This is a genomic window from Hansschlegelia zhihuaiae (assembly GCF_004103825.1).
In the GTDB taxonomy this organism is placed as follows: Bacteria; Pseudomonadota; Alphaproteobacteria; order Rhizobiales; family Methylopilaceae; genus Methylopila; species Methylopila zhihuaiae.
Genome location: NZ_RYFI01000002.1, coordinates 152,975 through 171,620, shown reverse-complemented (window position 1 = coordinate 171,620; position 18,646 = coordinate 152,975). Strand labels below are relative to the sequence as shown.

Sequence of the window (18,646 nt, the reverse complement as noted above, 5' to 3'; positions counted from 1 at the left end):
TCGGGGCCTCAGACTGGTGATGACGCCGCAACGGCGGCACTTGATCTCTAGCACGCCGGCGATCGCGCCGGGAGCCGCCCGGAAGAGCAGCGCGCGACACGAGCCGCAGAGAATTTTCTCCACGCTCTGGTAACCAGTGGGCGTCGATCCTCGCCGGCGCTGCGCAGCAGCGGCGGGGCCGACGGTGACTGTTGTTCTGTCGGGCGGGGACCGGTTGGCGCTGAGCCCCGCGGGTCGAATTCGCGTTCATGCGGGGTCGACCTCCCCGCCACTCCCGGAGCGCTGGATTCCAGCAACTCCGATCTCGTCGAGACGACGCCAGACCGCGGCCCGAGCGGCGCCCAGCGCGCTCTCGGCCCGACTGACCTCTTCCTGCAACTCCTTCACCTCGACGCGGGCGCGTTCCTTGGCCTCGCGCAAGAAATCATGGTCGCCGACAGCGCGGACCGCCTCGACCGAATGGAGGTGGTGGAACCGGTCCGCGCCACTGAGGCCGTACTGCTCGACGAGCACGTCGACGCCGTCGGTCCACTCGACCTTCGCCAGGAACCAGTCGCCCGGCAGGGAGACCCCGAATGTGCCGATCAACACCAGGTCGCCGGGCATGAGGGCCACGGCAGGCTTGGCCTTGCGGGAGCGTTTCCGGGAGGCCGTCATCCGACGCGCCTCCAGTCGTCGCCCCACAAGAAGCGCGGCGGCCTCTCGGCGGTCGGCCGAGGCTTGCGACGCTGTGCGGGGAGCGCGGGAGTCGGCTCAAGAGCCGGCTCCGGCTCAAACACAGGCTCGGGCTCGACCAGGTCGGGCGGAAAGTCCTGCGGCAGCTCAGCGTCGACCCTGTGGACCTCGCCGGCTTCGACCGCGCGCTTTGCGGCCGCCGACAGGAAGAAACCGATGCCCCAACACGTCTCGATCCGGACGTTGTAGCCCCTGATCTTCCGCCTGACGTGGCAGATGAGGACGTCGACGATCTTGACCTCAGGCCGGTCGTCGACGTCGCCATAAAGGGCGTGCATGATCGCTTCACGCGAGGCGATCTCGCGCTTCATCAGCACGCCGAACATCGTCGCCTCGCGGCGCGTCAGGTGCACGCCCGGGATCCAGATCCGGTATTCGACGGAGAGAGCGTCGCGGAGGTTGCCGAGCTCCGCCTCCAGCGCGTCGTTGCGCTCCTGGAGCTCCGCGATCCGGGCGAGCAGAGCCGAGCTCACCGCCGCGCCCTCCGCTCGAGCGGTTCGCAGCGCCAGCGCGCGACCGACCACTCCGGATGCGTCTCGGTCCACTCGGCGACGATCGGCGGGGCCGCGGCCATGCAGGCCTGCGGCGCGGCCGCCTCGTAGCTGTAGGCGAGCCGCTCGGGCCGACAGTGGCCGGGCGAGGCGACGAGGCAGACGACGAGCACGAGGTCCATCGGCTCAGCCCTCTCCCGCGACCGCCGGGCGGCCGCCGCGATAGCCGGTGCGCTTGCCCGGCTGGGCGTCGTGGACGAACCACCAGCCGGCCTCGCCGAGGGCGAGCACGATCCGGCCGGCGACGTCATCGGCGAGCGCGCCCTTGAGGCCGGTCGCGCGGGCGACGACCTCGAGGGGCGCGGACGGGACGCCCGGATTCGCCGCCTTCGCCGGCGCCGCGTCGGGCGCGGGATCGAGCCCGGTCGAGGCCGTCACTGGACCGGCCTCGCCCGCAGGTCGCGCTGGTGGACGCGCTCGATCCGGCCCATGCGGGTGCGGACCTCGAGCCGGTCGTCGGAGATCCGCCGCAGCACGACGGCGTCGATCGACATCTCGCCCTCGTCCCAGGCGTGGACGCGGACGCCGACCGGACTGCCGGCCGGGAACGGATCCGGCTCCGGCAGCTCACCGACGGGCGAGAAGTCGAAGCTCTGCTCGGCGAGCCTCGCGTCGATCGAGCTCATCACCGCGGCCGCGGCCTCCGGCGAGGCGCAGACGAAGGAGGCGACGACGACGTCGCCGACGATCGCGGTGTTGATGCGCGAGACCGGTCCCGGCCGCGTGGAGACGTGGATCATCCTCGCCCCCCTCACGCCGAAGCCAGGTCGATCGGGATGGGCTCCCACTTCGCCTTGAAGTTCGGCCGCTCGTAGAAGCGCGTGTACTCCTTCGATCCGATGACCTTCTCGGCGTCGTTCAGCGCCTCCATGGCGGCGCGCCAATGGTCGTCGTCGATGTCCAGACGCCGCAGCTGCAACAGGGCCGCGCGGTTGATGCGGCCTTCCTTGTCGACCTGGAAGGCGTGCTGGACGAGCGCGATGATCTTGCTGTCCGCGCCTTCCGACCAGGTGGCGACGCAGGCGTCGACCAGCTCCTTCGCGACCTGCAGCTCCGCCCCGAACGAGACGGTGTCCTGGGTCTGGATCACCACCTTCTGGCAACCGTCATAGGAGGTGATGGTGACGTTGCCCTTGTCGCCGCCGCGGCGCCCGCCGTAGCGCTCCGAGAGGCGCGCCTGGAAGTCGGTCACGTCCGCCTTGGTGTGGAGCTTGAAGCGGGCGAGCTCCGCGTTCAGCTTCTTGGCGTAGGCGATGATTTTGCGGACTGTGCGGTCCTCGTCGATGTGCTGCGGCTTGACGTGCTCGACCGGCGTCCATTTGCCGTTCGAGTCGCGCACCAGCCGCTCGCCGTCGATCTCGCGGATCGCGGCCTCGGGCATCACCAGGTCGTCGTCGTGATCGGTCATCGGACCGTCTCCGTTTTTTCGTGTTCGACAGGGGTTTGAAGCGGGCTCGAACGCTCGCGGATGGAGCGCTCGAGGGCCCGGATCGACTTCCGGAAGTCGGCGCTCTCGGCGAAGCGGCAGCGCATCAGCAGCAGCGCCTGGCCGACCGTCGCTTGGTTTCGATCGAAGCGCGCCGCGATCTGGCGATGAGACGCCTTGGTGAGCCGGCGGCACAGGAACATCGCGATTTGCCGGGGCTCGGACACGCGACGGCTCTGGTCGCGGCCGAGGATGTTCTTGGCCGTGACGCCGAACGACTGGGCGACGAGGCTGATGATCAGGACCGGCGACGTTCCCGGCGCCGTGTTCCGGGCGTCCGGCGGCAGCCCGAGCCGGTGGACCTTCCCACAGACCGCGTTCTTCGTGCAGCCGAGCCGATCGGCGATCTCCGAATAGGCGCGGCGTTCGCGCTTGAGCCGCTTGAGCTCGCTGACCTTCTCGGGCGTCCAGCGCTGCTCGGCGTTGACGTGCTCGCTCGCCGCGCGGAGACTGCGGGACATCGTGTCCGTCCGGTCATAGCCCGCATAGGGGATGAGCCCGCTCATGACGGCCGCGCCCCGAGGGCGCGGCGCGCGCCCGTGTTGAACAGCACCACGCGGCCAGTCGCGATCGCGGCCTCTAGCGCGACGACGTCGACCAGGTCGGGCTTCGCCTCGACGATCGCGATCGCGTCGAGCGCCCGCTCGGCCTTGGCGCGCGCCCGGGCGGTCTCGACGATGCCTTCCTCGAACAGCGCGCGCGTGGCGAGCCGGTCGAACAGCGCGACGAGCTCTCTTGCGTCCTGCGGCGACACCGCGAAGCCGTGGTCGGCGTTCTCGCGGCAATGGTCGGCGAGATGCTCGAAGGCGTCGGAGCAGGCGCCCGGAAGGGCGTCGAGCGTTGAAAACAGACTGGTCATGACGATGCGCCTCCTTCGACGCTGGCGGTGAGCTCGGCCGTCTTCTTCGAGTGCGGGCAGCGGCCGGGGGTGTTGCAGTGGTGGAAGAGCTGCGCGCGGGTCGCGCTCGAGGAGCGGAACGGCTCCTTCTGCTCGTCGAGGCAGCGGTCGCGGCCGATCTCGCCGAGCACCGGGCAGTCGAGCGTCGCGCCCATGAAGGCGCCGCGGACCTTCTGCTCGAGCCGGCCGAGATCGCCCGGATAGACGTTGGCGATCGCCGTCGAGATGACCGAGGTCGAATAGCCGAGCCGCGCGGCTGTCGCCTTGGCGGAGCTCAGCGTCGCCTGTTCGGCGAGCGCGAGGATCCAGTCGGGCGGCGAGCCCGCCCAGGCGAGCTTCGCCTTGGCGACATAGTCGGTGCGCGCCGCGGCGCCTGCGCGGGGACCCGGCTTCATACGACCTCCCTCGCCTCGGGCGTCCCGAGGATCACGTCGGCGTTGGGGTCGAAGACGATGTGGGCGGCGAGGATCCGCGGCGCGGCCGCGCCGAGCGGCTTCACGAGGCGGAACCGGCCGGGCTCTCGGCCGGCGACCGGCGCGGCCATCTGCAGGACGCCCACACGGGCGAGCTCCAGCACGTAGCGCTTGGCCGTCGCCGCTCCGACCCGGCCGGGCGCAACCTCGGCCGCGGCCGCCGCGAGCTCGGCGATCGTGAAGCTCTTCATCAGCTTCATGGAGCGCCACAGGATCTCGCGGCCGATCTCCGGAAGCTCGCGGCCGTCGGGCCGCACGCGCGGCGCCTCTCGCGAGGTTTTCTCCAGCCGGTAGAACGGCGTGGTGCGGCCGTGTTCCTTCAGCTCGCTATCGAGCTTCACATAGCCGGCGGCGCGCAGGCCGCGGACATAGGGGCGGACGATGTGGGGGTCGGACTTCGCCCGGTGCGCGACGTCCTGGACCGACCAGCCCGAGGCCCTGTCGGCGTTCACGCTGCGGATCGCCGCCCAGATCCGTTCGAGCCCGACCGGAATGGCGAGCGTCGCCGAGTGATACTCGGACTTGCGCCGCGAGCTCATGCGGCCCTCCGGGGCGCGGGAGCCGCGACGCCGACGAGCGCGCCCATGGCGTCGCTCGAGACGGTTTCGATGCCCTTCCGGGCGGCGATCTGAGCCGCCTGGGCGAGGTTCGTCAGGATCCGGCGCGTGTTGCCATGCGTATCCTTCAAGATGCGCTGGGCGAGGTCCGGGGCGATCTGCAGGCCGGGATTGGTGGCCTTTGCGAGCGCCCAGAAATCGTCGAGGTCGCAGGGCAGCGCCGGCTGCCAGACCAGCATCCTGTTGTGGACGCGCTCATAGGCCTCGAGCTGCCTCGGGAGCGTCTCCTCCCCGATCAGAATCACGGGCGCGGTCGATTTGTCGTGCAACTCGCGGACGAGGTCGACGAACCGCTTGGCGGCGATCCAGTGCGCCTCGTCGATGATGAGCGGGCGCGTCGGATCGGCGGCGAGGATGTAGATCGCCTGGTCGATCAGGTTCGGGATCGACCCGCGCGGCTTCGCGACGCCGAGCTCCTTCAGGATCGATTCGAGCAGCGACTTGGCGCTCGTGTACTGGCCGCACTCGACATAGGTCGCGCGGTAGCGTCCGGCCCCGAAGACGGCCGAGCGCGACTTCCCCAGGCCCGAATGGCCGTAGAAGCAGGCGAGCCCGGGCAGGTATGGCGCACGCTCGACGACGGTCTGGATCAGGGTCGAGAAGTTCGCCACGTTCTTGAGCGGTGCGGGCTTGTCGGCCGGGGGCAATGTCTGCATAGTCACGTCCTCACTTGAACTTCGCTCTGCTTCGGACCCCGGCCTGCACGCCGGGGTCTTTGCGTTTCAGAAGGCGAGATATTCCTCGCCGTAGATATCCAGCATCCCCTGATGCGCTCGGTATTCAGGGGTTTGCGCGTAGCCGCCGGCCCAGACCGCATCGAGCGTGTCGACGACTTCGCCGGCCTCGACCGCCAAGAGGACCGCCTTGGCGCGGCGGAAGCGCTCCTTGGGGCTCTCGGGCAGCGCCGCGACGTTGCCGCCGACGCGGTCTGTCCGCGCTGCGATCTTGGCCGCGCGGGCGTCCGCGGCCTCGACCAGGCGCGCGAGTCCAGGAAGGGCCGGTCCTTCGAGCTCGGCCTTGAGCTGCGCGTGCATGGCGGCGGCGCGCTCGTCGAGCGGGATGACCTCGGCCTCGCGCGTGACGTCGAGCGCCGCTGCGATCTCGGGCGTCGTGTGCGGAACCTCCGGTTTTGGGAAGGCCAGCACGTTCGGCGCGTCGCGGCGGTCGACCTCGAGCGTCCGCTCGATCAGCGGACGGCCCTTCACCAGGCGCTTGACCTCGGCCTTGGCCTCTCCGGCGCGCCGCTCGAGGATCTCGGCCGTCATCGCCTTCTTGGCGGCGAGCAGCTTCTTGGGGTCGATTCCGGCGAGCTCGGCGCACAGCGCCTCGCCGACATGCCGGCCGTCCTTGACGTCGAAGGCGAAGGCCCGGCCGGCGTCGAGCGGATCCATGCGGAGCAGCACGCGGTCGCCCGGCAGCGCCTCCTTGAGGACGAAGTGGTGACCGTCGATCCTGACGCCCGTCGCCTGGACGGTGCGCACGCCCCCGGAGCCCGCGACCGGCATCAGCAGGACGTCGAGCGCGCGCTCGTCGACCATGCGGCGGGCCTCTGGGCTCGCGGCGGCCGCCTGGAAGGGCGTCGCGCCTTTCAGCCCGGCATGCGGCTTGTGCGCGTAGGTCTCCTCGGCCCAGGCGTCGAGATGCGCCTGCAGCTCCGCGCCCGTCATTGAGACGCCGAACAGCTCGGCGGTGTCGGCCCCGAGGCGGTCGGCGAAACCCTTGCGGTCCTCGATCTGCTTCCGGTCGGCGACCGAATGGCCGACATAGCCGGGGAGCAGCGGCATCAGATCGTGCTGGACGGTGCGGATCGCCCGCTCGACATGGCCCTTGGCCTGCGGCGTGTAGGCGGGCGAGAGCTCGGCCTCGATCCCGAGCGACGCGAACAGCCGCTTGGTCTCTGCCGCGACGAAGTCCGAACCGTTGTCGGTCTTGATCGTCTCGGGGACGCCCCAGGCGAGCAGCGCGCGCCGGATCAGCAGGCCGACGGCCGCGGCGCGCGGCGTCTTCGACACGTAGAAGCGGATCCGCCGCGGAGCGACGTCGAGGCAGACATAGATCGCGTGGCGGCCGTCGATGCATTGGGCGTCGGCCGGCGAGGCGTCGATCTGCCAGAGCTGGTTGGGCTTCGTGACGTGCCGGAGCGCGCCGACGCCGCGCGGGGCCATGGTCGACCGGTAGCGGTCGGGATTGGAGAGCTTGGTCAGCGCGACCTGTTCGGTCCGTTTCAGCGCCGCGATCGCGTGTTGGAAGGTGCGGACCGGCGGAACGGCCTGCAGGCTTCCGTCGCGGCCGACGAGCTCGTCGCCGAACTCCGCGCGCACCAGCTTGCGGACGTTCGCCGCGGAGATATGCGGCTGATGCGCGATCAGCGCGAGGATGTGGGTGCGGACCCGCCCGCCATTGGCGACGTCGAGCAGGCCCGTGCCGGCGCGGGCCTTGCCCGGATCGGAGCCAAGGCTCTCCGTCCGGTTCGCCTCTTTGGCGAGACGCCAGCGCTGCAGGCTGCGCTTCGAGAGCTTGCAGATCCGCTCCCGGACCCATGGGTCGACGGGCAGCGTCCCGGAATTGTAGCGGGCGACGAAGATCTGGGCGAGCGAGGCGGGCTTGAGCCGCTGGCCCTTCGAAAACCGTTCGAACGCAGCGAGAACCGCTAGCCTGGCGTCGCGCTCGGCGCGCTCGCGGTCGGTGACGGGCGCGGCCCCGAGCGAGGCCGGAATGGGGAGCTCGAGCTGCTCGACCTTGAGATGGCGGCGCTTGTATTCGAGCTGCGCGAGCGTCGGGAACAGCGCGACATTGTATTCGAAGCCCCCGCCGCGACCGGAGCGCGGGCGAGCATAGGCAAGGCTGGCGTTCCAGCCCTCCCGCTCCGAGAGCAGTTGGACGCCCCGCTCGGTCTCCGGTAGAGCCGGCAGCGCCTCAGTCGCAATCTCCCTCGCCGTCAGCCACTCCTTCACCGGGCGGCCCTCATTTTCGACGTCAGGGCGGCCTTGTGGGCGGCGATGCGCGTCTCATGCTCCTCGATCTCGTGGAGCTCGATGAGATGCGCGTAGCGCTCCGGCACGGCGACGAAGCCGAACAGGCCGGGCAGGAAGCCGAGCAGCTGGTCGGCGCCCGTCGCGTGGATCAGCGCCGCGAAGGCGTCGAGCGGGATGCGCCGGTCGCTGTTGGCCTCCGACGCCCAGTGGTCGAGCTGCGCGGCCGACACCTCGCGCTTCAGGTAGCCGGACATCAGCTCGGCGACCTGGTCGCGGCTCAAGCCGTGATCGTCCTTGGCGTCGCGCAGCGCCCGCGACACAAGGCGCGCGATCCTGTTGTCGAGCGCGCCCTTGCCCGCGACGTCGTCGGCATAGGCCGCGACCACCGAGGCGGGCTCCCAGGCGAGCAGGTCGAGGGTGCGTGTGTCGCGGCGGCGGTTCATCGGTTCAGGCCGCCTTGCGCCGTCTGGCGGCCACGGCGTCGCGGATCGCGAGCCATGCGCGGATCTCGTCCTCATGCGCCGCGTAGAACGCCTGCTGCTCCGCGGGCTTCAGCCGCGCGAAGGCGCCCGAGAGCCGCTCCCAGCCGGCGAGCTTGACGATCTGAAGGCCGTCGAGGATCGCGATCGCCTCGCCGACGCCGTGGGCGGCCGGCGGCTCGGAGAGCAGGAGGTCGCAGATCGCGAGTTGGCGCGCTGGCGGCTCCTTCGCGAGCAGCAGCAGCTCGGCCTGGTTCTTGGCGGCGTCCGTGAAGGCGATCCGGAGCCGCGCCTCGGGGCAGACGCCCTCGGCGATCTGCACCGCGAGCTGAACGGAGCGCTCCGATATGTCCAGGAAGGCGGCCGCCGCGGCCGAGAACCGCTCCGCGAAGGCGGGCTGCTCGCCCCCTTTGCGCAAAGACGCAGAATTCTGCGACTTGATTTTCCGGCCCGCGCCGCGGCGGCGTCCGCCATGGCCTGCGACCGGTATTTCCGCCTCGTAGATCGCCTTCCACGCGGCGAGATTGACGGCCCGGTCGAGCTTGGTGAGCTCGTAGCGGACGAAGTTCTCCTGGATCTCGTCGAGCCGGATCGCCGTGTCGTCCGGATACTGCTCGACCGTGCAGATTTCGGCGACGATCTCGGTCAGGCCGAGCCGGCGGGCGGCGTCGACGCGCTGGGCCCCGAAAACGAGCTTGAAGGTGTCGCCGCGCTCGACGACGCGGATCGCGCCCCAGTCGCCGCCGCCCTGATAGGCCTCCATGAGGGCCGCGACCGCGCCAGGATTGACGGGGCGGAGCCGGTTTGTGTCGTCGATGCGCGCGATCTCGATCGCGCGGATGGTGGCCGCGGCGGTCATGCTGATGCTGTCTCTTGTGATGCGGAAGGGCCGGGTTTTTGGTCGATCGCGGCCTGCAGGGCCACGATCCATCCGGTCAGCTTGCGGATGTGGTCTTCACGGTATTGGGCCGACGCGAGATGGCCGTCCTCGCGGTGCCGGTTGGCCCAGAAGACGTTGTGATTGATCTCGGCCTGGAAGTGGTCGACGACGGCCTGAAGCGGGTGCGCCATCACCAGCAGCCTCCCGCCGGCGCCTGATCGTTGTTCCAGAGCCGCTGCTTGAGCGTCGGCTCGATGGCCTGCAGCCATTTCAGCGTGTCGACCGCGGCCTCGAGCGATTGGAGGATGAAGGTCCGCTGGCTGTCCTTGACGCGGCCGCGCCGGACCTCCTCGTCGAGCTCCTTGCGGCGGACGAGGATCTCGGCCTGCAGGGCCGAGATCTGGCGGCTGAGGGGCGGCCGGTCGCTCACGACAGCGCCGCCTGGTGCGCGAGGATGACCAGGCCGAACAGCGACCCGATCGCCAGCGTCAGAGCGACGAGCGCGTAGACCACCAGGTCGGACCGCTCGTCGTAGCGCTCAGGCGCGACCAGCGGTGGGAGACCGTCAGCCTTAACCCTGTTCTTTGACGGCGCGGCCATCACGAAGCCCTCGCCGCGGCAGCGCGGGGGGCGCGGTTTTGACTAGCCGCCGCTGATCCCTTGCGGATACGGTTCTCTCGCGCCCGCTGGTGGCGATAGAGATGGGGGAACAGCTCGTCGAAGGGGACGCCGAGCCACGCGCTGATCGCCTTCGCGCCGGCATAGTTGCTGCCGGAGAGGGCGAGCCGGCATGCGGCGGTGTTCTTGAGGCCAGCCTCCTCGGCGATGCCCGTGAGGGTCCCGCCGCGGCGGTGGATCTCCGCCTTGATGCTGTACTGATCCCAGCTCTGCGCTGACATCGGGCGTCCTTCGGATGACCGGCCCTGCCAGGCCGGTTTTTTCGGGGGCAGTGACATACGTTCGTCAGACAAAGGTACGCGCAGGTGCGTCGATTCGTCAACGTTAAAGCGTCGATATCGACGTTTCGGAGTTCACCGAGCAGGCCGATTAAACGCTTTGACGTCCAAAAGATTGACGTTGAAGAGTTTTTTGAGCTGATGGTCGGGCGCTGCGAAGTCCGAAGCGGCTTCGGAGTTCGCCGGTGATGGCCGCAGCGGGGGGGAACATCGCCGATCGGATTCGCGAGCTCGTGGGCGAGCGGAGCGTCAATTCAGTCGCCGCGAAGTGGGGGCTTTCGGTCACGTCGCTCGCCCAGAACCTCAAGGGCAGCATGCCGCGCGCCGATACGGCGGCGAGGATCGCCAAGGCCGAAGGCGTGCGCCTGGAATGGCTGGTGTCCGGGGAGGGTCCGAAAGGGAGCCAAGAAAGTCCGGGCTTGGCGCCGGACCTCACCTTGATTCCTCGTCTCGACGTCGAGGCGGCCGCGGGAACCGGGTCACTCGCGGTAAATGAAGAGCCGGTCGCCCTCTTGGCGTTCGACACGGAGTGGCTGCGCCGGCGCGGGATCAATCCAAAGAACGCTCACGTGCTCACGGCGCGCGGGGATTCGATGGAGCCGACCATTCGGTCGGGCGACATCCTGCTCGTCGACACCTCGATCGACCGGATCGAGGACGCTGGGATTTACATCGTGCGCGTCGGCGGCCTGCTCTTGCTCAAGCGCATCCACGTCAAGATGAACCGCTCGCTCACGCTGATCAGCGACAACAAGGAGGTCTATCCGCCGGAAGAGATCAGCGCCGACGAAGCCGTCGACTTGTACGTCGCCGGCCGCGTAATGTGGTTTGGTAGAAGCATTTAGCTGAGACGGGGCGGGTAGATGAAGGCGTTTTGGATCATTTCAGGCGTTCTGATCGTCGCCCTTATCCTTATCAAGACGATCGACTTTTCTCCGCGGTCTGGCGAGCAGATCATCGCCGACATCCGCCAGAATTGCGAACGCGAATTCGGACAGTACGATCGCGAGAAGGTCGACAGCTGCGTCATTGCTGTAGCTGTCGAGAAAATCCGCAGGTCTGAGGACGGTAAGCTCCGCCGGGCCTATGAGGCGTCTCGTTAGTCGTTGATCGGGAGGGAACCCCTGATGGGTCCGAAGAAGCGCGTCCTTCTCCTTATTTTCAGCATTGCTTTTGCTGTGTCAGCGGCCGGATGCGAGACGACGGCCCGTATAGACCGCAACGCGACAAGTAGCTTCACGCCTTACCCGGATGGCTCTTTCAGATTCCGGGCCGAAATGAGCCTCGCCTATCCGGACAACGACCTCGGCGAGAAGGCGCGCATGACACAGTTGCAGTCGTGGCTCGATAGCGATGGAGTGTGCGCGCGTGGTTATGAGATCACCTCTCGGCGCGTCGTTCCGACCTACGGCCTTGTGTCGGATGTCAACTACCAGGGTCGCTGCGTTCGCTGACGTCCTGGTTCGTCGCCACGCGGAGCCGTTCCGGCGTCAGTCGCCTCGGCCGTAGGCGGCCGCTTCGGGCCTTGGCGCGGAGCTGGAGCGGCAGGCCGGCCGTCGCGGGGAAGCCGGCGCACACCAGGCGCATGATCTCCTCGTGTCCGGGCCCGTTGACGGCCAGGATGATCAGCGCCGCGTCCGCCAACGCTTCGCGCACCGCCTCGGCATGCGGCTTCGGCCGCCCTTCGGCCTCGGCCTCGCGGGCCGCCGCGCGACTCCGCCTCTTCGCCTCCGTCAGCTGCGCGCGCCGATACGGTCCCATGCCCGACTCCGATCCGTTCGACGGCGTTTCGAACTGGGGTTGACCCCACTTTGAAACGGGGTCCGCCCCAGTTCGGGCATCATGCCCGATCTCTCTCGATTTTCCGAATTGACCTGTCAACATCCGGGGCGGCCGCCGGCCGCTCGAAGCCCTCTCGGCGCCATCCGAACTTGCGCGCCCCGATTTCTGGCTTTCTGGCTTTCTGGCCCGGCCGGTCCGCCTCAGGCCCTCAGGTTCTTGGCCCGTCCCGGCCGATCCCGCCTATTCCCGGATAATCCCGCCCGGCGCCACCCGTTCTTGCGCGTTACAGCAGCTCGCCGCGATCGGCCGCGACGAGGGCATCGCCTTCCTGTTCTCCGAGATCGAGCGTTCGCCCAACACGCTCGACGCGCACCGCGCGATCCGCGTGGCGGCCGAGGAGGGCGCGACCGCCCAGGGCGCGCTGATCGAGCAGCTGTTCGAGGCCTATTTCACCGAAGGCGAGGACATCTCCGATCTCGACGTCATCGCGCGGGCCGCCGAGGCGGCCGGCCTCGACAGCGAGACGCTGCGCGATCGGCTCGACAGCGACGAGGACGTCGAGATCGTGCGCGAGGAGATCGACCGAGCCCGGGCCATCGGCGTCGAGGGCGTGCCGTGCTTCATCCTCGCCGGCGAGCTCGTGGTGATGGGCGCGCATCCGCCCGAGGTGCTCGTCGAGGCGATCGACCGGGCGCTCGGCGACGAAGACGAAACTGAGGAATGAGAACCGGGGCGCTCCGCCTCTCGACGCAGCGCCCCGGTTCGTATGGTCAACCTTGGTTCCGCGGCCGCAGATTACTTGGCGAGCGGCCCGAACTTCCAGGTCGGCGAGCTGGCCTGGAGGAACAGCGACACGTCGGCGCCGTCCTTGAGCCCGTTAAAGGTCTTCGCCGGCACTGTGATGGTGAGCGTCTTGCCATCCGGCGACGGCGTGCCGCCTTCGACCGTCTGATCGCCCACGGTGAGCTTCGGCAATGCCCCCGTGACGGGGAAAGAGCGCTTCGAGCTCAGCACGATGTCGACGGTCGCCCCGCCTCCCTTGGCGGCCCGCGGCGCGGCGGGGGCCTTCGAGCGCACGATCTTGAGCCGGTTGCCGTCCGCGCCGGCGGTCGGCGCCGCGGCCAGCTTCGGCGCAGGAGCGAATCCGGCCGACGACGTGCTCGACATCTCGGCCAGGGCCGCGACCTGAGGCAGTGCGGGCAGCTGCGTCGTGGCCGTGAGGTCCGAAATGTCGACGAGGCCGGCGGGCTTGCGCTCGAATCTGAAGCGCACGCCCGTGATCGCCGCGAGGTTCACAACGTCGAAATCCTGCAGCGGAATCTCGACCGTGTAGAGCGTGCCGTGCAAATACCTGTTCGTGTCGTTCTCGTCATAGAAGGCCGGCCCGATCGGGCGGCTGATCCGGACGCGGGCGCCTACGCGGATCTCGTTCGAGGTCGCGCCGGTCGCGTCCGCGAGCGCCACGGTCAAGTTCATCTCGCCCTTATCGGTCGGCAACTTCTTGCAAATGTTCTGGAAGCATCGGAGCGCGACCCGGAACGCAAAGGTCTTGAACGCTGAAAGATCGCGTCCCTCGGGCGCGAGATTGACCTGGAAGTAGCGCTCCTTCGCCGAGGCCTGATCCCAGTTCACCTCCGCGACGCGCACCGACGGATCATGCTCGTAGCTGGCGGCCTGGTGGCTGACCCGCAAGCCGACGGCGGTCGTGGGGACGCCCGCATCGCTGAGGCCCGACACATTGGTGAAGCGCTCCAGCACGACGGTCTCCGCATTGATCGGCCGCGGGAGGTAGCCGCGATCGTATTTGGTGAGATCAGTCAACACGTCGGGGAGTTGCACCGCGGGATCGAACCTGTTTGCAAGCGAGGGATTGGCGTTCGGTCCGACCGTCGCGCGGAAGAACGGTATGATGGTCTCCTTCGCAGTGGTCTGCTGGGGCAACGACCGTCCGCTCGCCGGAAAGATCTGGTTCGCGCCATAGCAACCCGGTGAATCCGAGGTCAGCCATTCGGTGTTGTAGGCGTTGTGGTTCGCGCCCCACACCGCGAAGGTGCCGTGGAACGCCTTCACGTCGTCGACGGGCTCGCCGCGGCTGAACACGCGGTCGAACACCTTCATGCCCTGAAGATTGTAGACGTCGCCGTCGCAGGTCGGCAGCAGGATCATGCTGTTGACGCCGTTGGCGTCGAGCACGCGCGACGTCTGTCCGTCGACCGGCCCGATCTCGAAGATCGAGCGGATCGTCATGGGCTCGATCATGCCTGCGAACGGGCTGCCCTCGTCGCGGAACTGTTGGAGCGCGGCGCGCGCGCCCTCGCCGCCACGGCTGTGACCCATCAGGCCGACCTGCGAAAAGTCCATCACGCCCTTGGGATCGAAGCCGAGGGAGTCCGGTGCTTCGATCGCGCCCGATCCACGATTCCAGTCGGAAAGCAGCGCGAGATTGCGCAGGATCAGCCGGCCGCGCATCAGATTCAGGCCGCGATCGTCGGGCAGCCCGGCGCCGGCGGTGACGCCGCGATTGGCGTTGATCGAAACGACGACATAGCCCCAGGAGGCGAGTTCCTCCGCAAGATATGCGTAGCCGAGGTGGTTCGGCGTCACGACATACTTGCCCGGACACTCGCCGGTGGTGGTGTAGTCGCTTCGATTGTCGACGCGCACGCCCCTCTCGGCATCGTATATTCCGCAGGTGCCGTGATTGCCGTGCAGGAACAAGAGGAGCGGAAACGGACCTCTGGCGAGATCTTTTGGCCGGTAGACCTCTCCCCAGAGATCGACCTTGCGGTCGGTCGCGACAAGCGGTTCGTCGCGCGCGACGAACTTGTAGGAACCCGTGGTGACAGCGAAGGGCCCTTCGGCCGCCTCGGCTTTTGTGATCCAGGCAACAGACAGCGCTGCCGCCCCCGCCAGAACGGCGAGGCGAAGTAAACGTCCGAACATTGATTGATTTCTCCGGTATTCCGCGGTCGGAGGAGGAGCGCGGGCGGCGGAGAACTTATGGTTCGCCTTTCGTCGCAGCCAAGATCAAGTATGAGGCTCAAGCGGCGAGAGGGCGCCGAAAAGTGGGCAAATGTTCACTTCCCCGGGACCACAAATCTGCAAAGTCACCTCTCGAAAATGTTCGGAAATGCGCGCAAAGCGACTGGCCGGCGCTTCGACCGAATCCCACCTGAACGATGGCTTTTTGGGCGCCCGCGATTTCGCACGATCGCCTTGCGCAGCCGCAGTGACGCGCGCGCGATGAGCGCTCACGCCGCTTTCTTCGGCGCCTCGGCGATCCTGACGAGCTCACGGAGCAGCTTGGCCGAGCCCTTCAGCCGCATGGCCGGCGTCGGCCACTCCCGCTTGAACACGACCTTCATGTCGGGCCGCACCTTGGCGTTCGGCCCTTCCTCGCGGGCGATATGCATGACGAGGCCATCGGGGTTCGCGAAGGAGTTGTCGCGGAACGACAGCACGACGCCCTTTGGCCCGGCGTCGATCTTCTCGACATTGGCGCGGCGGCAGAGCGCCTTGATGGCCGCGACCTCGAGCAGCTGCTTGACCTCCGAGGGCGGCGGGCCGAAGCGGTCCGCGAGCTCGGCCGCGAAGGCGTCGAGCGCCTCGTCCTCGTCGATCTCGGCGAGGCGGCGATAGAGCGACAGCCGCACCGCGAGGTCGCCGACATACTCCTCCGGGATCATCACCGGCGCGCCGAGCGTGATCTGCGGCGACCAGCGGTCGTCGGCGACCTGCGCCCCGCCCTCCTTGAGCGCCTCGACGGCGTCGGCGAGCATCTGCTGGTAGAGCTCGTAGCCGACCTCGCGGATGTGGCCCGACTGCTCCTCGCCCAGCAGATTGCCGGCTCCGCGGATATCCAGATCATGCGACGCCAGCTGGAAGCCGGCGCCGAGCCCTTCGAGCGACTGCAGCACCTTGAGACGCCGTTCGGCGTTCACGGTCAGGGTCTTGTTGGCGGGCACGGTGAACAGCGCATAGGCGCGGGTCTTGGCTCGCCCCACCCGGCCGCGCAGCTGATAGAGCGCCGCGAGGCCGAACATGTCGGCGCGGTAGACCACCAGCGTATTGGCGTTCGGGATGTCGAGGCCCGATTCCACGATCGCGGTCGAGAGCAGCACGTCGAAGCGGCCCTCATAGAAGTCGGTCATGACCTTCTCGAGCTCGGTCGCGGCCATCTGGCCGTGCGCGACCGCGACCTTCACCTCCGGCACCTCGGAGGCGAGGAAGGCGCGGGCCTCCGCAATGTCCTCGATGCGCGGGCAGACGAAGAAGGACTGGCCGGAGCGATAGCGCTCGCGCAGCAGCGCCTCGCGCACGATCAGCGGGTCGAAGGGCGCGATGAAGGAGCGGACCGCGAGCCGGTCGACCGGCGGCGTCGCGATCATCGAGAGCTCGCGGACGCCCGTCATGGCGAGCTGCAGCGTGCGCGGGATCGGTGTCGCGCTCAGCGTCAGCACATGGACCTCGGAGCGCAGCTGCTTCAGCCGCTCCTTGTGGCCGACGCCGAAATGCTGCTCCTCATCGACGATGACAAGGCCGAGATCCTTGAACTGGACGGTCTTCGAGAGCAGCGCATGCGTGCCGACGACGATGTCGACGTCGCCGGAGGCGAGGCCCTTCTTGGTCTCGGACAGCTCCTTGGCGGTCACGAAGCGCGAAGCCTGCGCGACCTTCAGGGGCAAGCCCCGGAAGCGGTCCGCGAAGGTCTTGTGGTGCTGGCGGGCGAGCAGAGTGGTGGGCACCACGACCGCGACCTGCCGGCCCGACATCGCGACCACGAAGGCGGCGCGCAGCGCGACCTCCGTCTTGCCGAAGCCGACGTCGCCGCAGATCAGGCGGTCCATCGGGCGCCCGGCCGCAAGATCGTCCAGCACGGCGTCGATCGCGGCCTGCTGGTCCTCGGTCTCGTCATAAGGGAAGCGCGCCGCGAACTCGTCATAGAGCCCGTCCGGCGGCGTCGCGCGGAACGCCTCGGCGGCCATGCGGGCGGCCGCGATCTTGATGAGCTCGCCCGCCATCTCGCGGATGCGGTTCTTGAGGCGCGCCTTGCGGCCCTGCCAGCCGACGCCGCCCAGCTTGTCGAGCTGAGCCTCGGCGTCGTCCGAGCCGTAGCGGGACAGCAGCTCGATGTTCTCGACCGGCAGGAAGAGCTTGTCGTTGTTGGCGTAATGCAGCTCGACGCAGTCATGCGGCGCGCCCGCGGCCTCGATGGTCTTGAGCCCGACGAAGCGGCCGATGCCGTGGTCGACATGGACCACGAGGTCGCCGGCCGCGAGGCCCGCGGCTTCCGTCAGATAGTCCTGCGCGCGGCGCCTCTTCTTCTGCCCGCGGGCGAGCCGGTCGCCCAGAATGTCCTGCTCGGCCACGACAGCGACGTCGTCGGTGACGAAGCCCTGTTCGACGCCGAGCACGCCGAGCGCGACGGCCTCCGGGGGCAGCGCCATCGCATCGCGCCAGTTCGCGACGGGACGCGTCGCCTTCAGCCCGTGGTCGGTCAGCACGGTGCCGAGCCGCTCGCGCGCGCCCTCCGTCCAGGCGGCGACGACGACCCGCCTGCCCTCGCCCTGCAGGGCTCTGATGTGGGACACGACGGCGTCGAAGACGTTGGCGTTCTCGTCCGCCCGCTCAGCCGCGAAGCTGCGGCCCGCCCGCGCGCCGGCGTCGAAGGTCCGTTGGCCCTGCCCGTCCGGCGCGGCGAAGGGCGAGAGCCGGATCGGCGCCGCGGCCTCGACTCGCTCGCTCCATTCCTTCGGGGCGAGGTAAAGCGCATCGGCGGGCAGCGGCTTGTAGGTCGCGGCCGACTTGTCGTGCTTGAGGGCCTCGGCGCGGGCGTCGTGATAGTCGGCGATCTGGGCGAGCCGCTCGCCGGCCGCGTCCTCGACCAGCGGATCGAGCACCAGGCGGGCGTCCGGCAGATGGTCGAACAGGGTGGCGAGCCCGTCGTGGAACAGCGGCAGCCAGTGCTCCATGCCGGGGTAGCGGCGACCTTCGCTCACCGCGGCGTAGAGCGGATCGTTCGGCCCCGGCGCGCCGAATGTCGCGGCGTAGGACTGGCGGAAGCGGCGGATCGTCTCGGAGGTGAGCTGCACCTCCGACATCGGCACGAGGTCGAGCGCGCGGAGCTGCCCGGTCGAGCGCTGGGTCTCGGGATCGAAGGGCCGGATGGTCTCCAGCGCGTCGCCGAAGAAGTCGAGTCGGATCGGCTCGGCGTGGCCTGCGGGAAACAGGTCCACGATGCCGCCCCGGATCGCATACTCTCCGTAGTCGCGCACGGTCGAGGCGCGCATGAAGCCGTTGACCTCGAGCCATTCGGCGAGCGCCTTGAGGTCGACGACGTTGCCGGGCGCGGCCGAAAAACTCTGGCGGGTGACGGTCCCGGGCGTCGCGACGCGCTGGAGGGCCGCGTTCACGGTCGTCAGCACGACGCGCGGCTTCTCGCCGCCGCGCGTCGCCGCGATGCGCGCGAGCGTCGTCGTGCGGGCCGCCACCGCCGCGGCGTTCGGCGAGACGCGGTCGTAGGGCTGGCAGTCCCAGGCCGGGAAGGTCAGGCGTTCGACGTCCGGCGCGACGAAGGCGAGCGCCCGCTCCATCGCCGCGAGCCTTGACCCGTCGCGCGCGACATGCAGCACGCCCGCCGCGTCGTGGCGCTGCGCCGCGAGCGCGCGGGCGAGGTCGGCGACGACGAGCGCGTCGAAGCCGTCGGGGACGTTGGAGATCGTCGCCGGCTTGGCGTCGAGCAGGGCGGAAAGCTTGAGGGTCATCGTACGTTCAAGATCGACGGGGTGGCGGCAGCGGATCGCGTGCTTCGAGA

Annotated in this window: 25 protein-coding genes; 4 read left to right on the top strand and 21 right to left on the bottom strand. The window is 68.8% G+C overall.

All coding sequences use genetic code 11. The annotated features are described in order from the left end of the window. Positions 1–246: 246 nt before the first annotated feature. The 18 genes from EK403_RS03125 to EK403_RS03045 all read right to left on the bottom strand — a co-directional run bounded on the left by EK403_RS03125 (position 247) and on the right by EK403_RS03045 (position 9,993). Positions 247–657, bottom strand: coding sequence for a hypothetical protein (locus EK403_RS03125; RefSeq protein WP_128776043.1), 411 nt, complete (start codon positions 655–657; stop codon positions 247–249). Next, positions 654–1,208 carry a helix-turn-helix domain-containing protein gene (locus tag EK403_RS03120; protein WP_128776042.1) on the bottom strand — a complete coding sequence of 185 codons (555 nt, stop codon included), beginning with the start codon at positions 1,206–1,208 and terminating at the stop codon, positions 654–656. The genes EK403_RS03125 and EK403_RS03120 overlap by 4 nt, the downstream gene beginning before the upstream one ends. Then, positions 1,205–1,408 carry a hypothetical protein gene (locus EK403_RS03115; protein ID WP_128776041.1) on the bottom strand — a complete coding sequence of 68 codons (204 nt, stop codon included), beginning with the start codon at positions 1,406–1,408 and terminating at the stop codon, positions 1,205–1,207. Before EK403_RS03115 ends, EK403_RS03120 begins: the two co-directional genes overlap by 4 nt. A 4-nt stretch (positions 1,409–1,412) precedes the next feature. Continuing rightward, a complete protein-coding gene (locus EK403_RS03110) occupies positions 1,413–1,664 on the bottom strand; it encodes a hypothetical protein (protein ID WP_128776040.1) in 252 nt (83 codons plus the stop codon). Next, positions 1,661–2,026, bottom strand: a complete 366-nt coding sequence (locus EK403_RS03105) for a hypothetical protein (RefSeq protein WP_128776039.1) — start codon at positions 2,024–2,026, stop codon at positions 1,661–1,663. Before EK403_RS03105 ends, EK403_RS03110 begins: the two co-directional genes overlap by 4 nt. 11 nt (positions 2,027–2,037) lie before the next feature. Then, positions 2,038–2,694, bottom strand: a complete 657-nt coding sequence (locus EK403_RS03100) for a DUF3164 family protein (protein WP_245479474.1) — start codon at positions 2,692–2,694, stop codon at positions 2,038–2,040. Further along, complete coding sequence (locus EK403_RS22145) at positions 2,691–3,278, bottom strand: helix-turn-helix domain-containing protein (RefSeq protein ID WP_164919479.1); 588 nt, start codon at positions 3,276–3,278, stop codon at positions 2,691–2,693. Before EK403_RS22145 ends, EK403_RS03100 begins: the two co-directional genes overlap by 4 nt. Further along, complete coding sequence (locus EK403_RS03090; RefSeq protein ID WP_128776038.1) at positions 3,275–3,631, bottom strand: hypothetical protein; 357 nt, start codon at positions 3,629–3,631, stop codon at positions 3,275–3,277. Before EK403_RS03090 ends, EK403_RS22145 begins: the two co-directional genes overlap by 4 nt. Next, entirely contained in the window at positions 3,628–4,065 is a 438-nt protein-coding gene (locus EK403_RS03085; protein ID WP_128776037.1) for a transcriptional regulator, read from the bottom strand. Before EK403_RS03085 ends, EK403_RS03090 begins: the two co-directional genes overlap by 4 nt. Then, the gene (locus EK403_RS03080; RefSeq protein ID WP_128776036.1) at positions 4,062–4,682 is read right to left on the bottom strand and encodes a hypothetical protein; all 621 of its coding nucleotides are present in this window, start codon (positions 4,680–4,682) and stop codon (positions 4,062–4,064) included. The genes EK403_RS03085 and EK403_RS03080 overlap by 4 nt, the downstream gene beginning before the upstream one ends. Beyond that, positions 4,679–5,416, bottom strand: coding sequence for an AAA family ATPase (locus EK403_RS03075; protein ID WP_128776035.1), 738 nt, complete (start codon positions 5,414–5,416; stop codon positions 4,679–4,681). Before EK403_RS03075 ends, EK403_RS03080 begins: the two co-directional genes overlap by 4 nt. 66 nt (positions 5,417–5,482) lie before the next feature. After that, positions 5,483–7,714 carry a DDE-type integrase/transposase/recombinase gene (locus tag EK403_RS03070; protein WP_128776034.1) on the bottom strand — a complete coding sequence of 744 codons (2,232 nt, stop codon included), beginning with the start codon at positions 7,712–7,714 and terminating at the stop codon, positions 5,483–5,485. After that, positions 7,711–8,178 (bottom strand): hypothetical protein, encoded by a 468-nt coding sequence (locus tag EK403_RS03065; RefSeq protein ID WP_128776033.1) that lies wholly within the window; start codon positions 8,176–8,178, stop codon positions 7,711–7,713. Before EK403_RS03065 ends, EK403_RS03070 begins: the two co-directional genes overlap by 4 nt. Positions 8,179–8,182: 4 nt before the next feature. Beyond that, positions 8,183–9,073: a ParB N-terminal domain-containing protein gene (locus tag EK403_RS03060; RefSeq protein ID WP_128776032.1), complete on the bottom strand. Its 891-nt coding sequence runs from the start codon at positions 9,071–9,073 to the stop codon at positions 8,183–8,185. Next, positions 9,070–9,285 carry a hypothetical protein gene (locus EK403_RS03055; protein ID WP_128776031.1) on the bottom strand — a complete coding sequence of 72 codons (216 nt, stop codon included), beginning with the start codon at positions 9,283–9,285 and terminating at the stop codon, positions 9,070–9,072. The genes EK403_RS03060 and EK403_RS03055 overlap by 4 nt, the downstream gene beginning before the upstream one ends. Beyond that, entirely contained in the window at positions 9,285–9,524 is a 240-nt protein-coding gene (locus tag EK403_RS03050) for a hypothetical protein (protein ID WP_128776030.1), read from the bottom strand. The genes EK403_RS03055 and EK403_RS03050 overlap by 1 nt, the downstream gene beginning before the upstream one ends. Beyond that, the gene (locus EK403_RS22140) at positions 9,521–9,694 is read right to left on the bottom strand and encodes a hypothetical protein (protein ID WP_164919478.1); all 174 of its coding nucleotides are present in this window, start codon (positions 9,692–9,694) and stop codon (positions 9,521–9,523) included. The genes EK403_RS03050 and EK403_RS22140 overlap by 4 nt, the downstream gene beginning before the upstream one ends. Beyond that, on the bottom strand, positions 9,694–9,993 hold the full coding sequence (locus EK403_RS03045; RefSeq protein ID WP_164919477.1) for a helix-turn-helix domain-containing protein: 300 nt from the start codon (positions 9,991–9,993) through the stop codon (positions 9,694–9,696). The genes EK403_RS22140 and EK403_RS03045 overlap by 1 nt, the downstream gene beginning before the upstream one ends. Before the next feature lie 245 nt (positions 9,994–10,238). Here EK403_RS03045 and EK403_RS22900 point away from each other — a divergent pair, with 245 nt between their 5' ends. From EK403_RS22900 to EK403_RS03030, 3 genes are read left to right on the top strand one after another with little or no spacing between them, the layout of a single operon-like run. Beyond that, on the top strand, positions 10,239–10,895 hold the full coding sequence (locus EK403_RS22900; RefSeq protein ID WP_245479473.1) for a S24 family peptidase: 657 nt from the start codon (positions 10,239–10,241) through the stop codon (positions 10,893–10,895). A gap of 18 nt (positions 10,896–10,913) precedes the next feature. After that, entirely contained in the window at positions 10,914–11,153 is a 240-nt protein-coding gene (locus EK403_RS03035) for a hypothetical protein (RefSeq protein WP_128776028.1), read from the top strand. A 24-nt stretch (positions 11,154–11,177) separates the two neighbouring features. After that, a complete protein-coding gene (locus EK403_RS03030; protein WP_128776027.1) occupies positions 11,178–11,504 on the top strand; it encodes a hypothetical protein in 327 nt (108 codons plus the stop codon). On the opposite strand, the gene EK403_RS03025 is transcribed toward EK403_RS03030, so the two are convergent. Then, positions 11,476–11,811 carry a hypothetical protein gene (locus EK403_RS03025; RefSeq protein ID WP_128776026.1) on the bottom strand — a complete coding sequence of 112 codons (336 nt, stop codon included), beginning with the start codon at positions 11,809–11,811 and terminating at the stop codon, positions 11,476–11,478. The genes EK403_RS03030 and EK403_RS03025 overlap by 29 nt on opposite strands. Before the next feature lie 121 nt (positions 11,812–11,932). Here EK403_RS03025 and EK403_RS03020 point away from each other — a divergent pair, with 121 nt between their 5' ends. Then, positions 11,933–12,556, top strand: a complete 624-nt coding sequence (locus EK403_RS03020; RefSeq protein ID WP_342633765.1) for a DsbA family oxidoreductase — start codon at positions 11,933–11,935, stop codon at positions 12,554–12,556. A 71-nt stretch (positions 12,557–12,627) separates the two neighbouring features. On the opposite strand, the gene EK403_RS03015 is transcribed toward EK403_RS03020, so the two are convergent. After that, positions 12,628–14,775, bottom strand: coding sequence for an alpha/beta hydrolase (locus EK403_RS03015; protein WP_128776025.1), 2,148 nt, complete (start codon positions 14,773–14,775; stop codon positions 12,628–12,630). Between the two features lie 308 nt (positions 14,776–15,083). Continuing rightward, on the bottom strand, positions 15,084–18,596 hold the full coding sequence (mfd, locus tag EK403_RS03010) for a transcription-repair coupling factor (RefSeq protein WP_128776024.1): 3,513 nt from the start codon (positions 18,594–18,596) through the stop codon (positions 15,084–15,086). Positions 18,597–18,646 lie beyond the last annotated feature (50 nt).

Excerpts from the sequence above, each read along its gene's own strand:
- EK403_RS03125 (WP_128776043.1), bottom strand. The coding sequence starts at position 657 with ATGACGGCCTCCCGGAAACGCTCCCGCAAGGCCAAGCCTGCCGTGGCC.
- EK403_RS03115 (WP_128776041.1), bottom strand. The coding sequence starts at position 1,408 with ATGGACCTCGTGCTCGTCGTCTGCCTCGTCGCCTCGCCCGGCCACTGT.
- EK403_RS03105 (WP_128776039.1), bottom strand. The coding sequence starts at position 2,026 with ATGATCCACGTCTCCACGCGGCCGGGACCGGTCTCGCGCATCAACACC.
- EK403_RS03100 (WP_245479474.1), bottom strand. The coding sequence starts at position 2,694 with ATGACCGATCACGACGACGACCTGGTGATGCCCGAGGCCGCGATCCGC.
- EK403_RS22145 (WP_164919479.1), bottom strand. The coding sequence starts at position 3,278 with ATGAGCGGGCTCATCCCCTATGCGGGCTATGACCGGACGGACACGATG.
- EK403_RS03090 (WP_128776038.1), bottom strand. The coding sequence starts at position 3,631 with ATGACCAGTCTGTTTTCAACGCTCGACGCCCTTCCGGGCGCCTGCTCC.
- EK403_RS03085 (WP_128776037.1), bottom strand. The coding sequence starts at position 4,065 with ATGAAGCCGGGTCCCCGCGCAGGCGCCGCGGCGCGCACCGACTATGTC.
- EK403_RS03080 (WP_128776036.1), bottom strand. The coding sequence starts at position 4,682 with ATGAGCTCGCGGCGCAAGTCCGAGTATCACTCGGCGACGCTCGCCATT.
- EK403_RS03075 (WP_128776035.1), bottom strand. The coding sequence starts at position 5,416 with ATGCAGACATTGCCCCCGGCCGACAAGCCCGCACCGCTCAAGAACGTG.
- EK403_RS03065 (WP_128776033.1), bottom strand. The coding sequence starts at position 8,178 with ATGAACCGCCGCCGCGACACACGCACCCTCGACCTGCTCGCCTGGGAG.
- EK403_RS03060 (WP_128776032.1), bottom strand. The coding sequence starts at position 9,073 with ATGACCGCCGCGGCCACCATCCGCGCGATCGAGATCGCGCGCATCGAC.
- EK403_RS03055 (WP_128776031.1), bottom strand. The coding sequence starts at position 9,285 with ATGGCGCACCCGCTTCAGGCCGTCGTCGACCACTTCCAGGCCGAGATC.
- EK403_RS22140 (WP_164919478.1), bottom strand. The coding sequence starts at position 9,694 with ATGGCCGCGCCGTCAAAGAACAGGGTTAAGGCTGACGGTCTCCCACCG.
- EK403_RS03045 (WP_164919477.1), bottom strand. The coding sequence starts at position 9,993 with ATGTCAGCGCAGAGCTGGGATCAGTACAGCATCAAGGCGGAGATCCAC.
- EK403_RS22900 (WP_245479473.1), top strand. The coding sequence starts at position 10,239 with ATGGCCGCAGCGGGGGGGAACATCGCCGATCGGATTCGCGAGCTCGTG.
- EK403_RS03035 (WP_128776028.1), top strand. The coding sequence starts at position 10,914 with ATGAAGGCGTTTTGGATCATTTCAGGCGTTCTGATCGTCGCCCTTATC.
- EK403_RS03030 (WP_128776027.1), top strand. The coding sequence starts at position 11,178 with ATGGGTCCGAAGAAGCGCGTCCTTCTCCTTATTTTCAGCATTGCTTTT.
- EK403_RS03025 (WP_128776026.1), bottom strand. The coding sequence starts at position 11,811 with ATGGGACCGTATCGGCGCGCGCAGCTGACGGAGGCGAAGAGGCGGAGT.
- EK403_RS03015 (WP_128776025.1), bottom strand. The coding sequence starts at position 14,775 with ATGTTCGGACGTTTACTTCGCCTCGCCGTTCTGGCGGGGGCGGCAGCG.
- mfd (WP_128776024.1), bottom strand. The coding sequence starts at position 18,596 with ATGACCCTCAAGCTTTCCGCCCTGCTCGACGCCAAGCCGGCGACGATC.